Consider the following 17,193-nt stretch of genomic DNA (forward strand, 5'->3'; position numbering starts at 1 on the left):
GTCGGTGAGTCCATGTATCGCTATCTGATCGCACGCCGGATGTCGGAGGCCGCGTTTCTGCTCGAAACCAGCGACGAAGGGATTGCACGGATTGCGACCCGTGTCGGCTACGAGACCGCGGCCGCGTTTTCGAAGCTGTTCCATCGACATCACGGCCTGTCGCCCGGCCGCTATCGAGCAGCTCGCCGGTCTGACGGTGGCCGAAGGCAAGGGGCCGTGCTGGAAGCAGAAGTCGCCGACTGACCTCGACCAAGGTGGCATCTGGAGGGTCTGGCGATGGGCGGCGGGGGCTCCGGCAGGATGAGGCGGAAGAGGCGCTGGAGGTGGATACGGAGCCGACGCTTGGGGGTGTAGAGGCCTCGGCAAAGTGCGCCGTTCGGCCTCATAGTAGCATTCGCCTGCTATTCAGGTCAGGCAGGTACTGCCGGCCGCTTTGCGCTTCATATCGGCCATCGAAGCGAACTCTGCCGCCGCCTGAAAGCAGTCACTAGCGGCAACCACGCTGGACGTCGCAGGTGCGCTGCTCCTTACCTTCCGATTTGCGACGCGACCGACATCATCGCCTCAGAGTTCGGGTGGGCGCCCAAGCCGCCATCGAAAACCTCGGAGAACGTCCAGCGAACGACGCCATTTCGGTCGAGCAGGAATTGGCCGACCAGCTGGCCCACGCCGGTCGCGATGACTTGGTGGTCCGCTTCAGTGATTTCGTAGCCGTCTTTTTTGTTCAGATATTCGAGCGTGGCAAACGGATCCATCGGCTCAGGCATTTCGCCCGGCACGTTGAGCCTCATCGCCTTCACATCGCTCATTGAGACCTTGTGCGGCCATGCGCTCTCGCCCTCGGTGATCTGCATATTGGGGAGCCCAAAAGCGCGGTGAGAAGCCCGCTCAGGATCAGACGCCGCGAGCAGAGCCGGCATCGGATGATAACGGAGATAAAGGCGTGCCCGTTCGATGGGCGTGTTCACCACCGTCAGGGTTTCGATGCCCTTTGCGTTAAGGGCTGGTGTGAGCAGCGAAACCGTCGCGATATGACGCCTGCAAAAAGGACAATGGAGACCTCGATACAATCCGACCAGCACTGGCTTCTCGCCGCGGAAATCGTCGATAGCTATCTTGCCCTCGCGAGTAATCGCGTCGAGCACGAAATTGGGCGCCGTTTCGCCAAGTTGCAGCGGGCCTATGTCGAGACGTTCTGACATGCTCATCCCTCCTCGCGGGCCAATCGACAACAGATGTGCGGGCGGGTGGCTTGAGCCCATGTTGCGGCACATACGTCCTTGGGCATGCTGAAATGGCGGTCGGCCTAGGACGGCGTCGACAATCCATTCATAGCACGGAGGGCCCGCTTTTACACTAGATGGCGCCCCACGAACGCTGCACCTTCTCGGGCATACGATCCCACAGCCAACTGCTGGGCCTCGTCACTCCATAACTCATTTCAAGTGCGCACCCGGCCGATATCCATTCTCACGGCCGCTCTCGCCCCAAAACCCAAATCGCTCCAAAAGGCAAAGTTCGACGACAACGATGACCTCATTGTTCGCATCGCGAATGGCAGCAAACGGTACTAGAGGGCCTGTCAGCTTTGCGCCGCATCTCGGCCATTGAGGCGAACTTTGCCTCCGCCCGGAAGCAGACACTGCAATTGACCACGCTGAAGGTCGTGGTCGCGCCAGAGCCCGCAAAGGCGCAACTCGGTACACGAGGGCGAACATTCTGCTGCGGAAACAACTTGAAGAAACGCTTCGCGACCCATAGCATGCCGCGCCATGGTGAAATCTGATCGGGAGGTCAGTGAGATCGGTCGGGTTTTTGAGCCAGTGCAAGGTAGGGAGGACAATAATTATGGCTTCCGAAGTACAGGCAAACAACGGCGTTAACGTAGAGGCGCTGCTCGGCGCACGCGAAGCGCTTACCAACGCCCCGGAGGCGGCGCAGTTCAAGTGGCGCGCGGCCTGCGAATGGAAGGATGGCACCCACAGCCACTCGTCGGTCGAGAGCTTCTACGGTCTCGGCGAGGATCAGCATCGCAAGACCACCTTCACATTCGACGCAGACCATCCGGAGGTCTTCGCTTCCCAGGACAAGGGCGCCACGCCCGTCGAATACGTGCTGGTCGGACTGGCGAGTTGCCTGACCGCCGGCATCGCCGCGGTTGCCCAGAACCGGAACATCCAGTTGAAGTCGGTGAAGGCGACCATCGAAGGCGACATGGATCTCGCCGGAATACTCGGCATCGACAGCGACGTGCGCAACGGCTTCAGCGGCATCACGGTGAAATACAACATCGACGCCGACGCCAAGCGCGAGGACATCGAGGCTATCGTCGCTCAGTCGCAGAAGCGGTCGGCGGTCTATGACATTGTCACCAATCCGACGAACGTCACGGTCGTGGTGAACTGAAAGGCGCTTCGAACCGTAGACTCTCCTGATGAGAGGGTGCGATTAGTTCCGTCACCACAGTGATCGTCGGCGCGGGGCACGCGGGGCTCGCTATGAGCCGCTGCCTGGCGGAGCGCTCTATCGACCATGTGCTGCTGGAGCGCGGCGAGATCGCCAATAGCTGGCGCACCGAGCGATGGGATTCACTGCGGCTGCTCACCCCGAACTGGCAGAGCCGGCTGCCGGGCTTCCGCTATGACGGTGACGATCCCGACGGCTACCGGACTATGCCTGAGGTGATCGACTTCCTCGGGAACTATGCCAAGGTGATCTCGGCTCCGGTCAGAACCCACACGACCGTTACCTCGGTTCGCAGCGACGGGGCGGGATATCTTGTGCGCACGGACCGCGGCGAGTGGCGGTGTCGGACCGTCGTGCTGGCGTCGGGCGCGTGCAACATCGCGCGCCTGCCCGACGTCGCGAGCCGCGTGCCACCGTCGGTCGCCATGCTGACGGCACAGTCCTACCGCAATCCGCGTCAGGTCGCCGACGGTGGCGTGATGGTGGTGGGCGCGTCGTCGAGCGGCACCCAGATCGCACAGGAGCTGCAGCGTTCGGGGCGTCAAGTGACCCTGTCGGTGGGCGAGCACATCCGGGCGCCCCGCGTCTATCGCGGCAAGGACCTGGAATGGTGGATGGACGCCGCCGGCGTGCTCGACGAGCGTTACGACGAGGTGGACGACATCAGGCGGGCGCGACGGGTTCCTTCGCTGCAGCTTGCCGGCACGCCCGACCGCACCACCCTTGACCTCAATGCGCTCGACGACCTCGGCGTCCGGCTCATCGGTCGTCTTGCCGGCATCACCGAAGACGGCAAGGCTCAGTTTGCGGGGTCGTTGCGCAACATGTGCGCGCTTTCCGACCTCAAGATGGCCCGGCTGCTCGACCTCATCGACGAATGGGCGCGCGCCAACGGCCTGGACGCTACGGTCGGGCCGCCGGATCGCCCGCCGCCGACCCGTGTCGAGGACAACCCGCCGCTCGGCCTCGATCTTGCCGGAGGCGCTATCAGGACGATCATCTGGGCCACCGGCTACCAGCCGGACTACTCCTGGCTGGAGCTGCCGGTCCTCGACCGCAAGGGCCACGTCCGTCACGACGGCGGTGTAGTGGAACATCCGGGCCTGTACCTGATGGGGACGCAATTTCTGCGCCGCCGCAAGTCTGCTCTGATCGACGGCGCTGGCGACGACGCGCGTGATCTCAGCGATCATCTGGCATCGTACCTCGGGCAAAATTCAGTCTGCTAGCAGAATCAACGTCTGAGACTTCAGAGGGGACAGGTTGGTTGCCGTGACAACCCCGAATTCTGCCCCCTGCAATCATATTCCCAAGTGCAACTTCGGCTTCCAGAAGGGACGGAACAACTCGATCTTGGGACAGCGGTTCATCACCACTTTCAGGCCCGCTTCCTCCGCCAACCGGGCGGCGGCGTCATCGCGCACCCCAATCTGACCCCACAGAACCTTGGCATTGATGGCGATAGCCTCCTGTGCAACTTCCAGCAGATCTTCGGAGCGGCGAAAAACCTCAACCATATCCACAGGCCGGTCGATGGCCGCTAGTGACGCGTACACCTTAAGCCCTCGAATTTCATCCAGACCGGGACTAGGGTTGACCGGGATCATGTCATAGCCGGTTTCGTGCAGCACCCTGAGAACACCATAGGAAAACTTGGTCTTGTCGGGGCTGGCCCCAACCATCGCGATGGTTTTGACCGATTTCAGAATGTCTTGCAGATAAGCCTCCGGATAGGGCTCATCATGATTCATATGGGTCATTTCTTTGCTTCCAACGGGGTCGCAATATCGGCTTTCAATTCATGAGCGGCCAGCGGGTCAAGGAAGGGGTTGCGATAGAGCTTGTCGTGGCTCTCAACGCCGACCTCCAGCGTGCAGTCGCTCATAGGGCGGGCGACGCAGAGGATTATATAGCCATTGTTAATCTGGCGGTTGTTCAGCGCCCGCTGCGCTTTTTGATCGACTTTGCCGCTGATTATTTTGGCTGCACAGGTTATGCAGCCGCCATACTTGCACCCATACGGCAGATCCACGCCCTGCTCGCGCAAGCTTTGCAAGAGGGGCTTGCGGTGATCGACCTCAAAGGCCGCACCGCCTTGATTGACGAGAGTGATGGTGAAGCTGGTCATACCCAGATGTCACTCGTGCAATCACCGCCGGGATAACGGGTTTCGTGGCAGCGGCTTGGTCCATTTGGTTCCTTACCAAAATCAACAACGAATAGCGGATCGATTTCCATGCCGCCGTTTTCCGTATCGCAATTGACCATTAGCATGCATCCGCCATTGGTGCGGATTTCCGGATAGAACTGATTATCCCAGGTTGAGAAGAGTGAGGTCGTCACATAGAGGCGCTTGCCGTCGAGGCTGAGCTGTATCATTTGAGGCCCGCCAGTCACTTTCACGCCATTGACCTCAGGCGCACGGCCGAGAAGTCCGCCCATCCACACTTGTCCGGTAAGCTTGGCGTTGTGAGGGTCCGAAATGTCGTATTGACGAATGTCACCATGCAACCAGTTGCACAGATAGAGGTATTTATCGTCCATGCTGAGCAGAATGACCGAGATCACGCCCGGTATTGGTATCGGCCATTCGGGATGCGGCTCATTGCCGACATCGACAATTTTTTCCCATTGCCAGTCACCCGCCGCGTCCTTCCACCAATGGATGATATTTGCAGAAAGGGCCGCGCCAACAAAGCCGTGACTGCTGTCGGGGTTATGATGGAATCGCACTTCCAGTGGGATCAAGCCATCTTCACCGAGATAGAATGTTTGCTTTGGCTCCTTCTTTTCAAAATCCCAGAAATGGATCTCTCGGCCATATTTCAGATGACCAACCTCTTCTAGGTCAAAGCCAGGCATGAAGGTATTGGGCGCGGCCCATTCCGAGCTGACCATTACGTTGTGTCGCGGCTGGTACCAGAAATCATAACCAAACTTGATACTGCCCATGGAATTTTCCCAGCGGCCGACAACCTCGAACTCCTTGCTGAGTTGCAAATAGCCGCCGGGGGCATTGCCCTGGGCGTCACCAAGCATGGAAACGATGATGTCTGAGCCGAGGCAATGCACCGTGTGTGGCGCCGACAGGTTGGTCCTAGCTTTGATTTCAGCGCCGTCTATCACCTTGAACAGTGTCGGGCTGCGCGGATCGGTACCGCAATCGACAATATGCAGATTTGACGAGCGCACACCTGGCACGATCAGATATTTTCGCTCCATGCTCGCATCGCCATGGCACGACGAACAGGCATTCCAGCCCGAGTGATGAAGCTCATCGCCAATGCCCGGCATTTGCAAACGCGAAATCACCTGGCTGTAGGTCGAACTCTCCGGGTCGACATCGATGGTGCACAGATAGTCCGGCTTCTGAATGCCCGTGCCGGTGTAGATGGCAATCGTATAGAGCAGCTTTTCGCGAGGTGCCGTCATCGCCTCGGCTGGAGAAGCATAGCCCGGTCCACAGCAATGATTGGTCATGGGTACTTCCCTTTGAACAGATCACTGGCCAGCCCCAACGGGGTCGAGTTGGAATGTTAGTGCATGCTTGGCATTGGCGCTATGGCCGAGGTGGCTTGTGAAGTGCGCACGTGACGTACAACTTGGCGAAAGAGCCCCCGTGGGACGCCACGTATTGACCGCCCGAGGGTTATTGAGGACCCTTGCAGGGCCCAATCATCATCGGAGCGTATGGCAGCGAACCATAACCAGGTCAGCAACTGGTCAGGTCACGTCAATATACGCACGGCGCTTAAAGGTCCGCTTCTGGCCTTCCGAGCCTCGAAGCCACGCAACGCTCTGAGCTCCACAGCGCATCTATCGCGCAGCCGGCTTCAGCTCGGATCGTAAATTCTCCCAGCCTTGATGTCGATCAAGGGGGCTCGCGGCCCTCTTCGCTATCAAACCGTGATGATCGAGAACTCAGCCTCCCCAACGTGGCACGGCGTGGGCGAGCCCTACTGGCCGCGACCGGATATCGAGGTGCTGCAGGAATGCCGCTCTCGGCCCACCGGGCTGACTTCGAAGGCCCCAAAATCAGGCGGCCGCCACCGCCTCTCGTCGCGCGTTCCTACGCAACATCTCCGCGGGCACACCGAAGGTCCGGAGGAATGCTCGACGCATGCGTTCGCGGTCGGCAAAACCTGTCTCCTGCGCCACAACGTTCACCGTGTGCCGCCCTTCTTCAATCATGAACCTGGCCGCTTCCAGCCGAAGTTGCTCGACGGCTTTTGCCGGTGACTGCCCGGTCTCGGCCAGAAAGGCGCGGCTGAACTGGCGGGGGCTGAGGTTGGCGACCGCCGCAAGCTCCTCGATCGTGAGCGGGTTCCGGAGATTTTGACGAATATGCGCCAGGACCAATTCAATGCGGTCGGATTTCGGCGTCATGTCGAGGAGCGCGGAATGCTGTTTTTGTCCGCCCATCCGACGCTGGTTCATGACCAGAAGCTTGGCGACCATCTTCGCGGTTTCAGGACCAAGATCATTGTCGATCAGCGCCAGAACGAGGTCGATCCCCGCGGTCATGCCAGCCGAGGTCCAAATCGGGCCATCGTTGATGAAGATCCGATCCTCTTCCGTCTTGACGTCGGGAAACCGGACCCTGAAGCTCGCTGCATGGGCCCAGTGCATCGTCGCGCGCCGGCCATTCAGAAGGCCCGCCTCAGCAAGCACAAATGCGCCGCTGCAGATGGAGGCTGTCCGCCTGGAGGCTTTGGCGGCTTCTCGTACGAACGCGATCACGCTCGCGTCTGAGGGCGGCATTTCCATCTCGGTGATCGAACCCACGATGACGGTGTCGAAGGAGGGATCTCCGAATGCCTCGGTTTCCAGCATCATGCCCGAGGAAGATCGAATTGGACCGCCATGTTCAGACAGCAAATGGATGCCGTAGCGCTGGTCAGCCGGAGGCAGGTTCACGATCTCGAACGCCGTTAGCGCCGCAAGGCTCATCAACTGGAATCCGCGCGGCACAATGAAACCAACCCGATGCATATTCACTCCTAGTGTCCGGAATTCACACACTACCCCAAAATAATGACATCCACGAGATGCGTTCAAAAACCGCTCCTCGGAGCCCACGAGGGAACTTCGAAGGCTCGCGCCTTCTATGTCACGAATGGTGGCAAGAACGACCTACGCCGAGACCACCAAAAGCGTTAAGACTTAAGCAACACACAGATCTCGTCCCGACTAACCAAGTTATTGCTCACCACCTGGGTAGTGAAGGGAGCGTCCAGTCCGTCGTCATCAATTCGAGTGATATGGCCACGCTGCCGAGTGCTCGCCGGGCATGGCTATTCCTGGACCTCGCTGGAGACGGATCGTGTTGCGGCACTAGCGACCAATCAAACGCCTACCTCAACCCTTCCGCGAGGAAGAAAGGATGATGCATGTCTTCTGATCACACCCCATTCACCGAGCACCGTATTCCGCGAGTCGAAGGAAGCGTGTACGCTCGAGACTATGCCGGCACCGGGCCAGCTTTCGTGCTCATGCACGGCTTCCCCGACAACCTGCATATCTGGGACGACCTGATCCCGCATTTGGTCGCGAGCGGACGTCGCGTTGTGACGTTCGATTTTCTGGGCTTCGGCGCCTCCGACAAACCCGCCGCCGCTGCGTACAGTTTCAAGCAGCAACTGGGTGACCTTGAAGCGGTTGTAGAGAGTCTAGGCCTGGGGAAGATCGTCCCGGTCGCTCACGATTCCTCCGGTATGGCGACCCTCAACTACGCGCTCACGCATCCGGACGCCCTCGACTCCGCGATCATGCTCAACTCGGCCTATAGCGAGGACTCCACTTTTCTTTGGCCAGAGATGATCACGCTCTTTGCGACCCGGAGCATCCAGCCCTTGGCCATGGCGGTTGCCCAGAGCCCCGAACAGTTTGGCTGGCTGCTGAGATGGCAGCAGAAGAAATTCCTGGACGCTTTGCCCGAGGCGCAAAAGCCCCATTTCAGCGCGTTCATCGGTTCGCTGATCAGCGACAACTTCATCGTCCAACCTGGCGCTGGGCCCGCCTTCGTGCAGTTGGCCGCGGAATTCTTCGAAGAACATGCCCGAAACGCCAAGCATCTGACGGCGCTCAAGGCGTTGGATATTCCGGTCAAACTGATCTGGGGACAGTACGATCCTTACTTCCCCGCCACCATGGCCGAGCGGCGCCAGTCTCAGCTCAAGAATGCGTCCCTCACCGTCATCCCGGCTGGCCATTGGCTGCAGGCCGACGAGCCCGCGCTAGTGGCGAAGGCAATGCTGTCATGAGCCGCGTCCTCGACAAATTTGCCGCGTGCGTGATGCTGGTGGCGTGTTTCAGCGCCCTCGTTGTGGCCCTGACCGCGATCGGCCCGATCGCTTCGTTCGCTCAATCGGCGCCACCGTCATCGAGCCTCGACGTGCCGACTACCAAATTGCTCGCGATCGGCACTTTCACGGCCAAAGGAACACCGGACAAGTGGAAGCCGCTTCTGCCTGCCGAAGTGCGCGACACCGTACGGCTCTATCTCGCTGGGAAAATCGACCAGTGGTACCTCAAGCAGGACCAGAGCGGCGTCGTGTTCATGATGAACGTCACTGACCCGAAGGAGGCTTTGGAGCTGCTGGGCAAGTTTCCCTTCGGCCAAGCGGGACTGATGGAGTTCCAGATAATCCCACTCGGCCCGATCGCCCCACTCCGCGTGCTTTTGACCGAACCTGCGAAGTAATTCGCGGTTCCCCGCACCAATTCAGCAAAAGGAAACAGAAAAATGCCCGACAACAAGAACCCGCGTGTTCATGCCGAGATGCTGCCCGCGCTTGCCGCCGTCGTCGTTCCGACGACCAAGATCCTGGCTATCGGCTCGGTAACAGCCAAGGGAACGCCTGAGGCGATCGCGCCCGTCCTGCCTCACGAAGTCCGCGCCACGGTTCGCAATCATCTCGCCGGCAAGATCGAGCAGTGGTTCTTCCAGACCGAGGGCTACGGCGTCGTCTTCATCGTGAACGCTACCAGCACCGCAGAGGCTCACGAACTCCTGGAAAAACTTCCGCTGGGCGTCGCGGGCATGATGGAATTCGAGTTGATCGCTCTCGGGCCGCTCGCCCCGCTCGCGATGCTCATCGGCGAACCGCCTCGCTCGTAACGTGACGCGCGGGCCTTGATGGTGGAGCTGGGTAGCGCTCCAGCCTTCCGCGACCGCTTTCGTCGACTTCGTGACTGCCCGATCGCCAACCGGTCTCGAAGCGCACTTCGAGACCTGGCGGAGCCATGTCGCAGCAGAGCGACGACGACATCAACAACCCGCCAATAAGGACCCGCCACGATGCCTGTTATCAAAGCCGCGGCCGTGCAGCTTAGCCCCGTTCTCTACAGTCGCGAAGGCACCGTCGGCAAAGTCGTCAAGAAGATCGTCGAGCTAGGCCGGCAAGGCGTCCAGTTCGCGACCTTTCCGGAAACGGTCGTTCCCTACTACCCCTATTTTTCCTTCGTCGAAGCGCCTTACCTGATGGGCGCGCAGCACTACAAGTTGCTCGATCAGGCGGTGACCGTGCCCTCTGACGCCACCAGGGCCATCGGCGAGGCCGCCAAGCAAGCTGGCATGGTCGTCTCCATCGGCGTCAACGAGCGCGATGGCGGCACGATCTATAACGCGCAACTGCTGTTCGATGCAGACGGCGCGCTCATCCAGCACCGTCGCAAGATTTCTCCGACCTATCATGAGCGCATGGTCTGGGGTCAAGGCGATGGCTCTGGGCTGCGCTGTGTGGACAGCGCCGTTGGCCGCATCGGTCAACTGGCCTGCTGGGAGCACTACAATCCGCTGGCCCGCTACGCCTTGATGGCCGATGGCGAGCAAATCCACTCGGCCATGTATCCGGGTTCGTTCGCCGGCGACGGCTTCTCCGAACAGATCGCGGTCAATATCCGTCAGCACGCGCTGGAGGCTGGGTGTTTCGTGGTCTGTGCAACCGCCTGGCTGGATGCCGAGCAGCAAGCCCAGATCATGAAGGACACCGGCTGCAGCATCGAGCCGATCTCCAGCGGCTGCTTCACGGCGATCGTCTCACCAGAGGGAGCGTTAATGGGCGCGCCACTGCGCTCGGGCGAAGGCGAGGTCATCGCCGATCTCGATTTCTGGGTCATCGACAAGCGTAAGCGCCTGATGGACTCGCGCGGCCATTATAGCCGGCCGGAACTGCTCAGCCTGCTGATCGACCGCAGGCCGAAGTCCCACGTCCATGAGCGCGGCGCGCAGCCGGCGCTGGAATCTCTCGACCAGGCCGACCACCTGGAAGAAGCCGGATCGCGTCCGGCAATGGCTGCAATCTCATGACCTCACGCCGGCATCTCCTTCTCGCTGGCGGCGGTCTTGTCGCCGCGCTCGGCCTCCCGAAAACGGCGCTTGCGGACGTGACGAAGGTCCCCAAGCCACCCGCCCACCAACCGGTTCACAAAGGATCGAAGCTCATGACGACCGCGACAATGAAGGACGGCGCGAAGATCTACTTCAAGGACTGGGGCGCCGGTCCAGTCGTGACCTTCTCCCATGGCTGGCCGCTTACCGCGGATGCCTGGGACGCCCAGATGCTGTTCCTGGCGAGCCACGGCTATCGCGTCATTGCCCATGATCGCCGCAGCCATGGTCGATCAGACCAGACGTGGACCGGCAATGACATGGATACCTACGCAGACGATCTTGCCACGCTGCTCGATATGCTCGACGTCAAGGGTGCAACGATGATCGGCCATTCGACCGGTGGAGGCGAGGTCGCGCGCTACATCGGCCGCCACGGCACGTCACGTGTGTCGAAGGCAGTCCTGATTTCCGCAGTGCCTCCCCATATGGCGCAGACGCCGACGAACCCGAACAGCGCGCCTATGAGCGTGTTTGACGGCCTGCGTTCGAGCCTGGTTGCCGATCGGGCGGGGTTCTTCAAGGAGCTGGCGATGCCGTTCTTTGGCTATAACCGTCCCAACGCGAAGGTTTCGCAGGGCCAGATCGACTCCTTCTGGCTTCAGGGCATGATGGGGAGCCTCCAAGGCGAGTATGATTGTATCAAGGCCTTCTCCGAGACCGATTTCACGGATGATCTCAAGAAGATGACGATCCCAACCCTGCTCCTGCAGGGCGAAGATGATCAGATCGTTCCTATCGACATTGCCTCCCGGCGTTCGGTGAAGATCCTGCCGAAGGCGAGCTTGAAGGAATATGCCGGGGCCCCGCATGGCCTGTGCGTCACCCATGCAGACCAAGTGAACGCAGACCTGTTGGCCTTCCTCAAAGGATGACGGGATGAAGCAATTTGCTCGATCGACCTATGGCCGAGGAGCTTCGCAGCGTGACGATGCAAGTTCATTCTGAGCGAGGTGGAAGATGAACGAGGCACAGCATGAGCTTCCGATCCTCGTGACCGGCGCGACCGGCCGGATCGGCTCGGTGGGACGCATGGTCACGGAGCTGCTTCTCGCACGCGGATTCCGGGTACGGGCGCAGGTGCGGGTCGACGACGAGCGGGCTGCCGTGCTGCGGGATCTGGGCGCTGAGGCAGACCTTCGGTTCCTTGAGCCGTCAGTCCGCTCTCGGCCCAACCACGACGTTCGAGGCCTTGATGCTAGCCGATGGCGGGGCGGTCCCGTCACCCCCCCGCCAGCCGCGGCAGCAGAAAAATCTCCGCCCCCTGCGGCAATTCCTTCGACCAGGTATCGCGATAGATCGTCCCGTCGATGGCCACCGCGATGCCCTTCTCGATCCAAGGCTCGATGCCGGGATACTGTTCAGCCAGCTTCCTGAACAGCTCCCTTATGTCCTTGGCCTCGACCTCGACCTTGCTCTGGCCGCCGGCGAGCTGGCCGAGGGCGCCCCAGAGGGTGACTTCGACCATTGCCAGACCTCGCTATTCTTGACCGAGCAGGATGTTATCCGAAAACTGCTTCACACTTTTCGGCATCATGCCCTGCCTTCGCGTTCCGCCTCGATTGCCGCGAGAACGCGTGGCGGCGACATCGGGATGTGGGTCATGCGCACGCCGGCGGCATTTGACATCGCATTGGCGATCGCCGCCAGCGGCGGCACGATCGAGGTTTCGCCGACGCCGCGCACGCCATAGGGGTGGTTGGGGTTGGGTATCTCGAGGATTTGCGTGTCGATCATCGGCAGGTCCGAGCAGACCGGGATGCGGTAGTCGAGGAAGCCGGCGTTCTGGAGACGCCCGTCCTTGCCGTAGATATACTCCTCGTTGAGCGCCCAGCCGATGCCTTGTGCCGCACCGCCCTGGTACTGGCCCTCGACATAGGTCGGGTGCACCGCCTTGCCGGCATCCTGGATCACCGTGTAGCGGATCACGCGCGCGGCACCCGTCTCGGGATCGACCTCGATGTCACAGATATGGGTGGCGAAGGAGACGCCGGCGCCGTCGGCGACGAGCTCGCTGTGGCCGGCGATCGGTCCGCCGGTCTTGCCGGACGCGGCGGCGATCTCCTTCAGCGAGAGTGCTGCAAGGTTGCCGTACTTCTCGCCCCTGGCGATGGCGTGGCCGTTTTCCCAGATCACGTCATCGACCGGGATGTCCCACATCTGGGCGGCGCGGTCGCGCAGGATCTTGATCGCGTTGCGGGCGGCCGAGATGGTCGCCATCGAGGACGAGAAGGTTCCGCGGCTGCCGTCGGTCATGTCGTTGTAGCCGAGCGAGGACGTGTCGGCGACCACCGCTTTGAGCTGGGCATAGTCTATGCCGAGCTCCTCCGCCGCCACCAGCGACAGCGAGGCGCGCGAACCGCCGACGTCCACCGTGCCGACGGCGAGCGACACCGAGCCATCCATGCCGATGTTCAAGTCCACGCAGGTCTGGCCGCCGAAGTTGAACCAGAAGCCGCAGGCCATGCCGCGGCCCTGGTTTTGCTTGAGCGGCGCCTTCATGTGCGGATGGGTCTTCGCCGCCTCCAGCGTCGGGCCGATGCCGATCGGGCCGTAGACCGGGCCGTAAGATGACCTTGTGCCTTCCTGCGCGGCGTTCTTGATGCGGAACTCGACCGGATCCATGCCGAGCTCCTTGGCGAGTTCGTCGACCGCGCTTTCCACCGCGAACGCCGCCATGGGTGCGGAGGGCGCGCGGTAGGCCGCGGTCTTCGGCCGGTTGACCAGCACTTCGAAGCCGACGGTCTTGACGTTATCGAGCTTGTAGCAAGCGAACGCCGTCATGGCGCCGATCTCGGCCCAGGTGCCGGCATAGGGGCCGCTGGAATAGCGCAGCGTCGCCTCTGCGGCGGTGATGGTGCCGTCCTTGCGAGCGCCGATCTTGACGTCGATCGAGGTGGCACTGGTCGGGCCCGAGGCCCGGAACACCTCGTCGCGCGTCATGACGAGTTTTACCGGCCGGCCGGCCTTGCGCGACAGCGCCAGCGCCACCGGTTCTGCCCAGACATGGGTCTTGCCGCCAAAGCCGCCGCCGATCTCCGACGAGGTGACGCGCAGCTTCGAGGCTTCCAGCCCGAGCAGTTGTGCGCAGTGCTGGCGGTAGACGAAATGGCCTTGCGTGCAGACCCACAGGTCCGCGGTGCCGTCGGAGCTGACGCTCGCCACGCAGGCATGCGGCTCGATATAGCCCTGATGCGTCTGCTCGGTCTTGAACGAGCGCTCGACGATGAAATCGGCATGGCCGAAACCCTGATGGACATCGCCATGGCCGAACTGGCTGCGCTTGGTGACATTGGACGGTTTTTTCGGCTTTTCCTCGAGGCCTTCGGTGAAGATCGTGTCGTTGATCAAGGGGGCTGTGTGCTTCATCGCCTCATCGACATCGGTGACATGCGGCAACAGCTCATAGTCGACCTGGATGAGCTTCAGCGCCTGTCTGGCCGTGCGGGCATCGACGGCGGCAACCGCGGCCACGGCATGGCCGTCATAGAGCGCCTTGCTGCGCGCCATGCAATTGTCGAGGACGTCGTACATGGCGGCATCACCATCGGTGAGATCCGGCAGGTCAGCCGCGGTGATCACCGCTTTCACGCCGGCCAGCTTTTCCGCCTTCGAGGTGTCGATCTTGAGGATCTTTGCGTGGGCATGCGGGCTGCGCAGAACACGCCCGACCAGCTGTCCCGCCATGTTGAAGTCGGCGCCGTAGCGGGCGCGCCCGGTCACCTTGTCGACGCCGTCAGGGCGAATGGGACGTGTGCCGACGGATGCGAATTTGCGGCCCGAAAAGCGCGGATCGAAATTCATGGCTTAGGCTCCCTTCATCACGATGGCCGCGTCCTGGACGGCGCGCACGATCTTGTCGTAGCCGGTGCAGCGGCAGAGATTGCCGGCCAGGCCGAAGCGGATTTCCTCTTCGGTCGGATCTGGGTTTTTCGCCAGCAGGTCCTTCGCCGCGATCAAAAAACCCGGCGTGCAGATGCCGCATTGCAGGGCGGCATGTTCGAGGAATTTCTGCTGCAGTGTGTGCAGCTTCTCGCCATGCGCCATGCCCTCGACAGTCTCGACCTGTCGGCCCTCTGCTTCCGCGCCAAGCACCAGGCACGAGCAGACCAGCCGGTTGTCGAGGATGATGCTGCAGGCGCCGCAGTCGCCGGTGCCGCAGCCTTCCTTGGCGCCGGTCAGCCCGAGCCGGTCGCGCAGGACGTCGAGCAATGTCTCGTCGGGTTGGCAAAGGTACTCGACGTGATCGCCGTTGATTGTCGTTGAAACTGCTACACCGGCCATCATTTGCCTCCTGCACGTGCATAGGCGGTCGTCGCGGCTCTCGTAGCCAGCACGCCCGCAACTTTCCGTCTGAACTCGATTGTGCCGCGCTTGTCGTCGATGGGCCGGCAGGCCCCAGCGCAGACCTTGGCGAGCCGCTCGAGCGCTGCTTCGTCGAGCTTCCTGCCGATGAGAGCCTCGGCGGCCTCTTCGACCAGAAGCACGGTCGGGGCCGCGGCGCCCAGCGCCACGCGGGCGGCCGTGATGACGCCATGCGCGTCGAGCATCAGGTTCACGCCGGCGCTGACCACGGCGATGTCCATCTCGGTGCGCGGAATGAAGCGGAGATAGGCATCGCCCGAACGTGGCGCGCGTTTGTCGAGCAGGATCGCCTCGATGATCTCGCCCTTGGCGAGCGAGGTCTTGCCCGGCCCGATCGGCACGGCCTCCACGGCAATGGTGCGCTTGCCCGAGGGACCGACAATCACTGCCCTGGCGCCGGCGGCCACCAAAGCCGGCACGCTGTCGGCGGCCGGCGACGCGTTGCAGAGATTGCCCGTTATGGTGCAGCGGCCCTGCACCTGCTTCGAGCCGATCAGCTTGGCCGCTTCGACGACGCCGGGCCATGCGTTCTTCAAAACCGAACTCTCGCCGAGGACAGCGCAGGGGACGGTGGCGCCGATGCTGAAGCCGTCGGGCGTTTCCCTGATCTCGCTCAGGCCAGCGATCGCCTTGATGTCGACGATCAGGTCGGGTTCGACAAAACCGCCCTTCATCCTGACAAGGAGGTCGCTGCCTCCCGCCAGAATGGCTGATGTGCCGGAAGCGCCGGCCAGCAGGCCAACGGCATCTTCGATTGAAAGCGGACGTATGTAACGCATCGTCTCCCCTTGGTCATCGTGATCTCGCCGACCGTTATAAACAGTCTCCTCATAATGACCATCCGGTTGCTCATTTCCGCGATTAGGCCAGGTGCGAGTTGGGTTCCATACCAGGCGTGGCTGACGCCCTACACTGTATGCCTACGCTGCATCTTTTGCACGAGGGGCGGTGATGCCGATGTCATCGAGCGCCTCTGCCACAGCTTGATCCAGCGGGGTGTGCGGAATCTCGCCGATGATGCCTTCCAGCCGGTCGGACACGAGCCGGTGCGGTTCGAAGCGCAGATAGGACATCGCGACGATCTCGCGCCACATCGCCACGAACGGGCTGCCGGCGCGCAGCACCCACCAGGGCATGAAGGTCAGCTTCAGCGGACGGCCCAGCGCCTTCTCGGCCTCGGCCTTGATGTCCATGTCGGTGACGGCATGGCCGGGGAAGTTGAGCGCCTCGTAGAAACCGAGCTTGCCCTGATTGCGCGCGAGCCCGACGAAGGCCACGGCGAAGTCCGGCAAATACGCCCATTCATGCACGAGGTTGGCCGGGCCGGGCGCGGTATAGACGCCCTTGTTCATCTTGGCGGCGACGACCAGGTCGAACCATGACCCGCTGCCGGTGCCGCCGAAGAAATCGCCGGCCCGCAGAATGATGGTGCGCACGCGGCCGGCATCCGCCTCGCGGCGAAACAGCGCTTCCATGGCGCAGCGGATGCGACCCTTTTCAGTCGTCGGACGGAACGGCGTGTCCTCGGTGACGACCTGAGGCATCGGCGAGCCGTAGTTATAAACGGTGCCGGGGAAGAGATGCAGCGCGCCATTGGCATCGCAGGCGGCCATGACGTTCTCCGCCATCGGCAGGCATTTGCCCCAGTCGGTGTAGATCGGGTTGAGGCCGTTGAAGACGATGTCGACACCCTCGGTCGCACGGATCAGCGACTGGCGGTCCATGGCGTCGCCCGCGACGGCCGTGGCGCCGTTGAGTTCGGCTGGCACCTTGCCGGTGCGGGTGACGGCGCGGACGTCGAAGCCGGCGTCGATGAAGGCCTTGCCAACCACGCGGCCGAGCCGGCCATTGGCACCCAGAATTGCGATCTTGGTCATTTGTCGTCTCCGTGTTGTGTTGCAGGCCGAATATGATGCCTTCACTTGCGAATGAAAATTGACTGAGATTGGCATTCTGATATTCATAAATGA

General features: G+C 61.7%; 18 protein-coding genes and 1 pseudogene. 9 read left to right on the top strand and 10 right to left on the bottom strand.

What is annotated here, in order from left to right; all coding sequences use genetic code 11:
* Positions 1-243: helix-turn-helix domain-containing protein (locus AC1DXM_RS20470; protein ID WP_477235635.1), on the top strand; the 243-nt coding region annotated here is incomplete at its 5' end.
* Between the two features lie 284 nt (positions 244-527).
* Here the strand turns inward: AC1DXM_RS20470 and AC1DXM_RS20475 are convergent.
* Positions 528-1,202, bottom strand: a complete 675-nt coding sequence (locus AC1DXM_RS20475) for a peroxiredoxin-like family protein (RefSeq protein WP_477235637.1) — start codon at positions 1,200-1,202, stop codon at positions 528-530.
* A gap of 646 nt (positions 1,203-1,848) precedes the next feature.
* On the opposite strand from AC1DXM_RS20475, the gene AC1DXM_RS20480 reads away from it, so the two are divergent.
* Both AC1DXM_RS20480 and AC1DXM_RS20485 read left to right on the top strand, forming a co-directional pair.
* Positions 1,849-2,406 carry an OsmC family protein gene (locus tag AC1DXM_RS20480; protein ID WP_023679231.1) on the top strand — a complete coding sequence of 186 codons (558 nt, stop codon included), beginning with the start codon at positions 1,849-1,851 and terminating at the stop codon, positions 2,404-2,406.
* Positions 2,407-2,465: 59 nt separating this feature from the next.
* The gene (locus AC1DXM_RS20485) at positions 2,466-3,695 is read left to right on the top strand and encodes an NAD(P)-binding domain-containing protein (RefSeq protein WP_477235640.1); all 1,230 of its coding nucleotides are present in this window, start codon (positions 2,466-2,468) and stop codon (positions 3,693-3,695) included.
* Between the two features lie 72 nt (positions 3,696-3,767).
* Here AC1DXM_RS20485 and AC1DXM_RS20490 read toward each other — a convergent pair whose 3' ends face one another.
* From AC1DXM_RS20490 to AC1DXM_RS20505, 4 genes are all read right to left on the bottom strand, one after another.
* Positions 3,768-4,217, bottom strand: coding sequence for a CoA-binding protein (locus tag AC1DXM_RS20490; RefSeq protein WP_477236129.1), 450 nt, complete (start codon positions 4,215-4,217; stop codon positions 3,768-3,770).
* Positions 4,218-4,222: 5 nt separating this feature from the next.
* The gene (locus tag AC1DXM_RS20495) at positions 4,223-4,594 is read right to left on the bottom strand and encodes a 2Fe-2S iron-sulfur cluster-binding protein (RefSeq protein WP_477235642.1); all 372 of its coding nucleotides are present in this window, start codon (positions 4,592-4,594) and stop codon (positions 4,223-4,225) included.
* The gene (locus AC1DXM_RS20500) at positions 4,591-5,946 is read right to left on the bottom strand and encodes a selenium-binding family protein (protein WP_477235643.1); all 1,356 of its coding nucleotides are present in this window, start codon (positions 5,944-5,946) and stop codon (positions 4,591-4,593) included. The genes AC1DXM_RS20495 and AC1DXM_RS20500 overlap by 4 nt, the downstream gene beginning before the upstream one ends.
* Positions 5,947-6,501: 555 nt before the next feature.
* Positions 6,502-7,458, bottom strand: a complete 957-nt coding sequence (locus tag AC1DXM_RS20505) for a GlxA family transcriptional regulator (RefSeq protein WP_477235645.1) — start codon at positions 7,456-7,458, stop codon at positions 6,502-6,504.
* A 398-nt stretch (positions 7,459-7,856) separates the two neighbouring features.
* On the opposite strand from AC1DXM_RS20505, the gene AC1DXM_RS20510 reads away from it, so the two are divergent.
* From AC1DXM_RS20510 to AC1DXM_RS20535, 6 genes and pseudogenes are all read left to right on the top strand, one after another.
* The gene (locus AC1DXM_RS20510; RefSeq protein ID WP_477235647.1) at positions 7,857-8,729 is read left to right on the top strand and encodes an alpha/beta fold hydrolase; all 873 of its coding nucleotides are present in this window, start codon (positions 7,857-7,859) and stop codon (positions 8,727-8,729) included.
* Positions 8,726-9,169, top strand: coding sequence for a hypothetical protein (locus AC1DXM_RS20515; protein ID WP_477235649.1), 444 nt, complete (start codon positions 8,726-8,728; stop codon positions 9,167-9,169). Before AC1DXM_RS20510 ends, AC1DXM_RS20515 begins: the two co-directional genes overlap by 4 nt.
* A 42-nt stretch (positions 9,170-9,211) precedes the next feature.
* Positions 9,212-9,586, top strand: coding sequence for a hypothetical protein (locus tag AC1DXM_RS20520; RefSeq protein WP_477235651.1), 375 nt, complete (start codon positions 9,212-9,214; stop codon positions 9,584-9,586).
* Between the two features lie 180 nt (positions 9,587-9,766).
* A complete protein-coding gene (locus tag AC1DXM_RS20525; RefSeq protein ID WP_477235653.1) occupies positions 9,767-10,777 on the top strand; it encodes a nitrilase-related carbon-nitrogen hydrolase in 1,011 nt (336 codons plus the stop codon).
* 134 nt (positions 10,778-10,911) lie between these two features.
* Entirely contained in the window at positions 10,912-11,733 is an 822-nt protein-coding gene (locus tag AC1DXM_RS20530) for an alpha/beta fold hydrolase (protein ID WP_477235655.1), read from the top strand.
* Between the two features lie 85 nt (positions 11,734-11,818).
* Positions 11,819-11,977, top strand: a pseudogene (locus AC1DXM_RS20535) (NmrA family NAD(P)-binding protein); the annotation flags it as partial.
* 103 nt (positions 11,978-12,080) lie between these two features.
* On the opposite strand, the gene AC1DXM_RS20540 reads toward AC1DXM_RS20535, so the two are convergent.
* The 5 genes from AC1DXM_RS20540 to AC1DXM_RS20560 form a co-directional block, all read right to left on the bottom strand.
* A complete protein-coding gene (locus tag AC1DXM_RS20540; RefSeq protein ID WP_023712829.1) occupies positions 12,081-12,326 on the bottom strand; it encodes a MoaD/ThiS family protein in 246 nt (81 codons plus the stop codon).
* A 65-nt stretch (positions 12,327-12,391) separates the two neighbouring features.
* Positions 12,392-14,662, bottom strand: coding sequence for a xanthine dehydrogenase family protein molybdopterin-binding subunit (locus AC1DXM_RS20545; RefSeq protein ID WP_477235657.1), 2,271 nt, complete (start codon positions 14,660-14,662; stop codon positions 12,392-12,394).
* 3 nt (positions 14,663-14,665) lie between these two features.
* Entirely contained in the window at positions 14,666-15,142 is a 477-nt protein-coding gene (locus AC1DXM_RS20550; protein ID WP_477235659.1) for a (2Fe-2S)-binding protein, read from the bottom strand.
* Positions 15,142-16,002, bottom strand: coding sequence for an FAD binding domain-containing protein (locus AC1DXM_RS20555; protein WP_477235661.1), 861 nt, complete (start codon positions 16,000-16,002; stop codon positions 15,142-15,144). Before AC1DXM_RS20555 ends, AC1DXM_RS20550 begins: the two co-directional genes overlap by 1 nt.
* Positions 16,003-16,143: 141 nt before the next feature.
* A complete protein-coding gene (locus AC1DXM_RS20560) occupies positions 16,144-17,100 on the bottom strand; it encodes an SDR family oxidoreductase (RefSeq protein WP_477235663.1) in 957 nt (318 codons plus the stop codon).
* Between the last annotated feature and the right edge of the window lie 93 nt (positions 17,101-17,193).

It is taken from the genome of Mesorhizobium sp. P3_A2, assembly GCF_056403115.1.